Genomic DNA, 5,953 nt, shown 5'->3' with positions numbered 1-5,953 from the left:
GTTCGGCGTGCGACCAAGACGCAGATGCCATCAGGCCGATGGCGCCAATAACCGACAACAGTATTCGTTTCATTTGAAGGCTCCTTATCGAGCGGCGTTGAAGCTTCGCCCCGGCAAGTCGCGGGGCTTTTTCTCGAAGTGACCGGTTGCCCAAGCAAGGCTGCCTGGGCCCATCGTTAGACGAGGCTTGATCTTGGTGCCTCACTTTGGCTGTCTAGGCATCGTGGTTCTCCTTGGGTCAAAAGAGCTGATCCAGCCTCTGGGGTTGAGCAAACTATCCGGAGGTTCGCTGGTAGTTCGTCAATAGACCGCTGTTCTCTGGTGGGTCCGGTTCTTCCCGGCGGGAGCCGAATTGTAGGCGTGGATGATGGCATCCAAGCCGCGTTCAAAGGTGGCTCGATTCCGGGCTGTGCCGGTTCCAAAGCGGATCGCATTTGGCGGTGTGCCATCGCCGAACGCATAGGTGGCGCTGGGGCTGATGTTGACCCCGAGGGAGCCCACCACTTCGACGAACTTTGCCGCCGGGCGCTCTTCCGGAAGGGGAAGCCAGACATGCAAGCATTCAGGCATGGTGCGGAGATCGGCACCAGCAAAGCGAGCCGCAACAAGGGCCTGGCGCTCGCGCGTTTCTGTACGCACAGCTTCGATGATGCGGGCAGCCCCGTCCCCCTCGATCAGTCTGGACGCGACAGCTGCGTTGATCGGCGCGCACATCCAGTAGGTCGCGCGTACCCCGGGCCAGAACAGCTTAGGTACATCCTCTGCTTTCGGCGCGACGAGATAAGCGACCTTGAGCGCAGCTGCCATGGATTTGGCAGTACCAAGGATGTACCAGGAAAGTTCCGGTGCGAAAGACGAGAGCGGCGGCGGAATGTCACGCGGCAACAGGCTATAGATGTCGTCCTCGATGATCGCGACATTGTAGCGGCGGCATATTTCTGCAATCGCTTTTCGCCGTTCGACGCTCATGACTGCTGTTGTCGGGTTCTGAAGGGTGGGAAGCGCATAATAGGCGGAAGGCGCATCCTTACGGCAGGTCGCCTCGAAGGCCTCTGGTTCGAGTCCCTCGTGGTCCATCGGCACTGCGCTCAGGCGAAAGCCGAACATGTCGGCGAACTGGTGCATCGTCGGATAGCTCAACGCCTCGATAGCAAGGCAGCCGCCTTTCCCGACGAGGCTATACAAAAGCATGGACAAGATACTTTGCGTCCCATTGGCGACAACCACCCGATCCGATGGGGGAATCTCTGGGAGCCGCAAAGCCGCAAATCGCGCGCCAGCGGTTCGGTCGCGTTCCGAACCGCAGAATTGGTGAGCGCCTATCAAAGAATTTAGAGAGCCGTCATCCAGAACTTGGGCGATCGCGGCGCGGTAGATGTCGTCGAAAACATGAGGCACGAGCGGGGGCAGGTTTCCACTCATATTGATTGGATTCATCTTATTTGTCCTAGCGTTCTCTTCATCGCGTTGTTTCGGGCCGGCAAGCCCCCAGAAACGGGGGCCATGCCGCCACCGGTTCGCAGATCATCGGCCCATCTATTTCGCTGCAGTAGAGGTGGTAGACAATCGTGCCCCCCCACTGGAACAGCTCACCGGCCAAGCAACTTTGTAGTCGCCTCGACCATGTCCGCCATAGCCTTGTCTGGAGTGGTCCGACCAGTGATGAGCTGACGCTGAGCCTCGATCATTGCGTCGAAAATCTTCACCGAATTGTCGCCCGGGAATGCATACCAATCGACGGCACGATCAAGCTGTTGAAGCGACGTTTTCTGCAACGGATGCGCATCATAGAAGCTACTGAGTGCGCCGCCGGCCTTCACCACATCCTGATTGACTGGCATGTATCCGGAGTTCTCGACCAGAATCTTCTGGCCAGCGCCACTCAACATAAACTTGAAGAACTCCCATACTTCTTTCTGCTTTTCGGGATCGTCGGTCAGCATCATCAGACCGTTACCGGCTCCTGGAATAACTCCCTCCTTGGACAAGATCGGGAGCGGCTTAATGTCGAAGTCGAAGTTGCCGGCGCTCTGCTTCACGACCCCGGGAATACCGGAGGCAGTGCGCACATTGATGCCGAGAGTGCCGGCACTGAATGCCTGCCTTGCCTGTGCAGACAACATATCGACGGAACCGGAGCGACCAAATTCGGCGATTAGCTCGAGAGCTTTTTTGCCCGCTTCGCTGTTGAACATTATCGTTGAGTCGTCGGGGGTCATCATTCGTCCGCCATAACCCATCAGGAAAGTCTGAAACATCCAGGCTGCGGAGGCGTCATATTCAAGATTGATCCCTATAATGTCCTTTTTCGAGCCGTGGATCTTTTTGGAAATTTCGAATATTTCCGGCCAGGTAGTGGGGAAGTTGTCTGGATCAAATCCTGCCGACTTGACCAGATCACGATTGATGTACAGCACCGGAATCGTCGTTGCATAGGGGACGGCGTAAACCTTCCCTCCTGCTGAGACCGTATCCTTCATTGCCGCGGGAAGACCCAGCACTTCCCATCCGCCGTCTGCTTCAATTAACTGGTCGAGCGGTTGCACCAATTTTCGGCTGTTAAGGAGCTTGGTGTAGTTCAATGCCTGCTCTATGAAATCTGGCTTGTCACCAACGATTGCCTGGCGGAGCAGGGTTTGGAGAGCAGGTTCCCAATTGTCGCCTAGCGGAACTTGCCGAAGGCCGCTGCTTGGGAAGCGAGCTTTGAATTCCTGCTCTGCAGCGTCGTTGATCCCTTTAATTGACGCAGCTGATATGGTTCCGAATTGGATGCCGTTGCCCGCTGCGTAGCTAGGTCGTCCAGCGCATCCCAAAATCGTCAGGGCAGCGAGACCCGAAAGCAGTTCTCTTCTGTTAATTTCCATGACCAAATCCCTAGTTTATCTGATTGTTTGTCTGCTTTGATCCGCATCAATTGGGGACGCTATAACTTCACTTCACCGCGCCTCCAGTCAGACCTTCAACAAACCACTTTTGGGCGGAGAGGAAGGCGATGACGAGTGGGAGGACGACGATGGTGGATGCCGCCATAAGGGGACCGTAGTCGTTACCTGCCTCCTCGTTTTTGAAGACCATGATGCCGAGCGGCGGCGGCATCAGGTTCTGCTCGCGCACAGCGATCAGCGGCCAGAACAGGCTGTTCCAATGAGATACGACAGAGAAGATAGCGAAGGCGATTATGGCCGGCAGCGCCATCGGGACCATGATGCGCCAGACGATGGCGAGTTCAGAAAACCCATCGAGCCGTGCGGCATGGACGACGTCATCGGGGATCGTCTTGAAGAACTGGCGGAACAGGAAAATGCCGAAGGGCGAGACCACGTAAGGAAAGATCAGCGCTGCATAGGTGTTGAGAATGCCGAGCTTGTAGCCGAGGACGAAGAGTGGCAGCGCCAGCACCTCATGGGGCAAAAGTAGCGCGATCAACACAAGCGCGAAGAGGAGACTGCGGCCGGGAAAATCCAGCTTGGCGAGTGCGTAGGCCGCCGGCGCGCAGACTGCGATCTGGAGCGCGAGGATTGCGGTGCAGACGATAACGCCGTTCAGCATGTAGCGCGGCAGCGGAGAGCTCGTCAGCGCCCTGGTGTAGTTCTCGACGCCGTAGAAGTGTTCGGGCCAGAAGCTGAAGGAGGCGCGGAAAATTTCCCCCGGTGGCTTGATCGACAGAGACACCATCCAGACGAAAGGAACGAGGATCAGCGCGGAGGTGACCAGAAGCGCGGCATGTCTCATGATGGCCGATGGGATGGCTAGCCCTTGGGTGCTGTGCGTGCTCATTGGTAGTGAACCTTTTTGTCCAACACGCGCGCCTGGATCAGCGTCAGGGAGACGACGATGAAGAGAAAGACGACGGCGACTGCGGCGCCGTAACCGGTGCGCAGATACTCAAAGCTCTCGCGGTAGAGCGTGTAGAGCAGCATCTCGGAGGCATGTCCCGGCCCGCCCTGGGTCAGCACTTGCACGGTGTCGAAGGTCTCGAACGCCTTGAGTGCCACGACGATGAAGACGAACATGGTGACGGGGCCGAGCATCGGCAGGGTGACAGTGCGTAAGCGGTCGAGCCAGAGATCGGCGCCATCGATGTCGGCGGCGTCATAGAGGTCCTGCGGGATCGACTTCAGTCCGGCGAGGAACAGTACCATGGCATAGCCGAGGTTCTGCCAGATGCCGATCACAGCCAGCACCGGCAGAACGGTATTCTCGTCACGCAGCCAGTTGGCGGTCGGCAGGCCGAAGCTTGCAAGCGTCTGGTTGACCAGGCCGATGGTGGGGTGCAGGAGCGCCTCCCAGGCGATCGCCATGGCCGTTAGCGTCGCCATGAAGGGCAGAAAGTGAATGGCCCGATAGAAGGCACGGCAGGACTTGCCGCTCTCGATCAGAAGCGCGATCGCCAATGCCAGCACGATCGTGCTTGGCACGACGATCACCACATACAGGATCGTGTTGACGAACGAGGCGCGGAAGCCCTCATCGGCGAAGACTTCCCTGAAGTTGTCGAAGCCGACGAAGGACATCGAGCTTGCGCCGAACTGCCAGTCGGTCAGCGCGATACCAAAGACGGCGAACACCGGCAGGAAGAACAGGAAGATGAGCAGCACCAAGGCCGGGCCGGCGAGCGACCAGGCGGCGAGTACCTCACTGATCCTGTGACGGCGCAGTGCCTCCCGGGAGACGACGCAATCAGGCGACGATTTCGCCAGTTCGCTTGAGCGAGAAGAGACGACGCTCACTGTGTGCGCTCCTTCAATTTCAAGACGGTCGCCCCTGGATGATCGCTGGGACGCAGGCGCCGTCCGTCAGCGCCAAACAGAAGCAGGCGTTCCGACCTGACGCCAAGATGCAACGTCTGACCGGATGTGATCTGCGGTGCTCGTTCGGCAAGCAGTCGGGCTACGACCCGATGGTCGCTCCCCGGTACGTCTAGATGAACGAACAAGTCGGAGCCCATGTGCTCGACCAGACGCACCGCACCTGTCAGAACATTTGTGCCGTGGCCGTTGACGAGATGGAAAGCCTCCGGACGGATTCCAACCGAAATGCTCGAGCCCTGGGCAATGTGGGAGAGGATTGCAAAGGTCGTGCCAGCTGTGCTGGCGAGACCGTTCTCGTGCAACTTTGCTTCAAGGATGTTGATCTTGGGCGATCCGATGAACTCGGCGACCCGTCGATCGTCCGGATCGGCATAGATCTCCTGCGGCGTCGCCACCTGGAGAAGTTCGCCATCGAGCATGACCGCCACTCGGTCGGACATGGTCATGGCTTCGGCTTGGTCATGGGTGACATAGACGAAGGTGACGCCGAGCCGCTTGTGCAGTTCCTTGATCTCGGCGCGCATCTGGACGCGCAGTTTGGCATCGAGATTGGACAGCGGTTCGTCCATCAGGAAAACGGCAGGCTGGCGGACCATGGCACGGCCGACGGCGACACGCTGACGCTGGCCGCCAGACAATTGACCGGGCTTGCGCGCCAGAAGATGGCCAATGCCGAGTGCCTTGGCAGTGCGCATCACGTCGATTTCGATCTCGGCGTGAATCGCTTTTGTACCCGGCAGCCAACGCCCGATCAGCGGCAGCCTTTGCCAGCCGCTTAGCCGGCGCATACGGAGCGGTACGCTCATGTTCTCCTGTACCGTCATATGCGGATAGAGGGCGTAGGACTGAAACACCATCGCCACGTCTCGTCGCTTAGGACGCACGCCGTCGACAACCCGATCCCCGATCGCAACCGATCCGCCTGTCTGCACATCGAGCCCGGCCAAGATCCTAAGCAGCGTTGACTTTCCGCAGCCAGACGGTCCCAGAAGCGTCAGGAACTCGCCATCGGCGATCTCAAGCGAGACGTCGCGGAGCACGGTTGTAGCGGCGAAGGTTCTTTCGATTTTTTCGATGGTTATGGCCGCCATTTTGCGGTACCTCGCTTGTCGGTGAGCTGGCAAAAGCTCGCGCCGCCTCGA

General features: G+C 58.5%; 5 protein-coding genes. All 5 read right to left on the bottom strand.

What is annotated here, in order from left to right:
• Positions 1-300: 300 nt before the first annotated feature.
• The 5 genes from ACWGS9_RS33745 to ACWGS9_RS33725 all read right to left on the bottom strand — a co-directional run bounded on the left by ACWGS9_RS33745 (position 301) and on the right by ACWGS9_RS33725 (position 5,902).
• Positions 301-1,437, bottom strand: coding sequence for an aminotransferase-like domain-containing protein (locus ACWGS9_RS33745; RefSeq protein ID WP_454509271.1), 1,137 nt, complete (start codon positions 1,435-1,437; stop codon positions 301-303).
• A 152-nt stretch (positions 1,438-1,589) separates the two neighbouring features.
• On the bottom strand, positions 1,590-2,864 hold the full coding sequence (locus tag ACWGS9_RS33740) for an extracellular solute-binding protein (RefSeq protein ID WP_454509270.1): 1,275 nt from the start codon (positions 2,862-2,864) through the stop codon (positions 1,590-1,592).
• A gap of 67 nt (positions 2,865-2,931) precedes the next feature.
• Positions 2,932-3,777, bottom strand: coding sequence for a carbohydrate ABC transporter permease (locus ACWGS9_RS33735; RefSeq protein ID WP_454509269.1), 846 nt, complete (start codon positions 3,775-3,777; stop codon positions 2,932-2,934).
• Positions 3,774-4,658 carry a carbohydrate ABC transporter permease gene (locus ACWGS9_RS33730; protein WP_454509272.1) on the bottom strand — a complete coding sequence of 295 codons (885 nt, stop codon included), beginning with the start codon at positions 4,656-4,658 and terminating at the stop codon, positions 3,774-3,776. Before ACWGS9_RS33730 ends, ACWGS9_RS33735 begins: the two co-directional genes overlap by 4 nt.
• Positions 4,659-4,726: 68 nt before the next feature.
• A complete protein-coding gene (locus tag ACWGS9_RS33725; RefSeq protein WP_454509268.1) occupies positions 4,727-5,902 on the bottom strand; it encodes an ABC transporter ATP-binding protein in 1,176 nt (391 codons plus the stop codon).
• Positions 5,903-5,953 lie beyond the last annotated feature (51 nt).

The sequence above is a fragment of the Mesorhizobium sp. Arg314 genome (genome assembly GCF_053714275.1).
The sequence above is the reverse complement of the archived record's forward strand: the minus strand, read 5'-3'. Positions and strand labels throughout refer to the sequence as shown.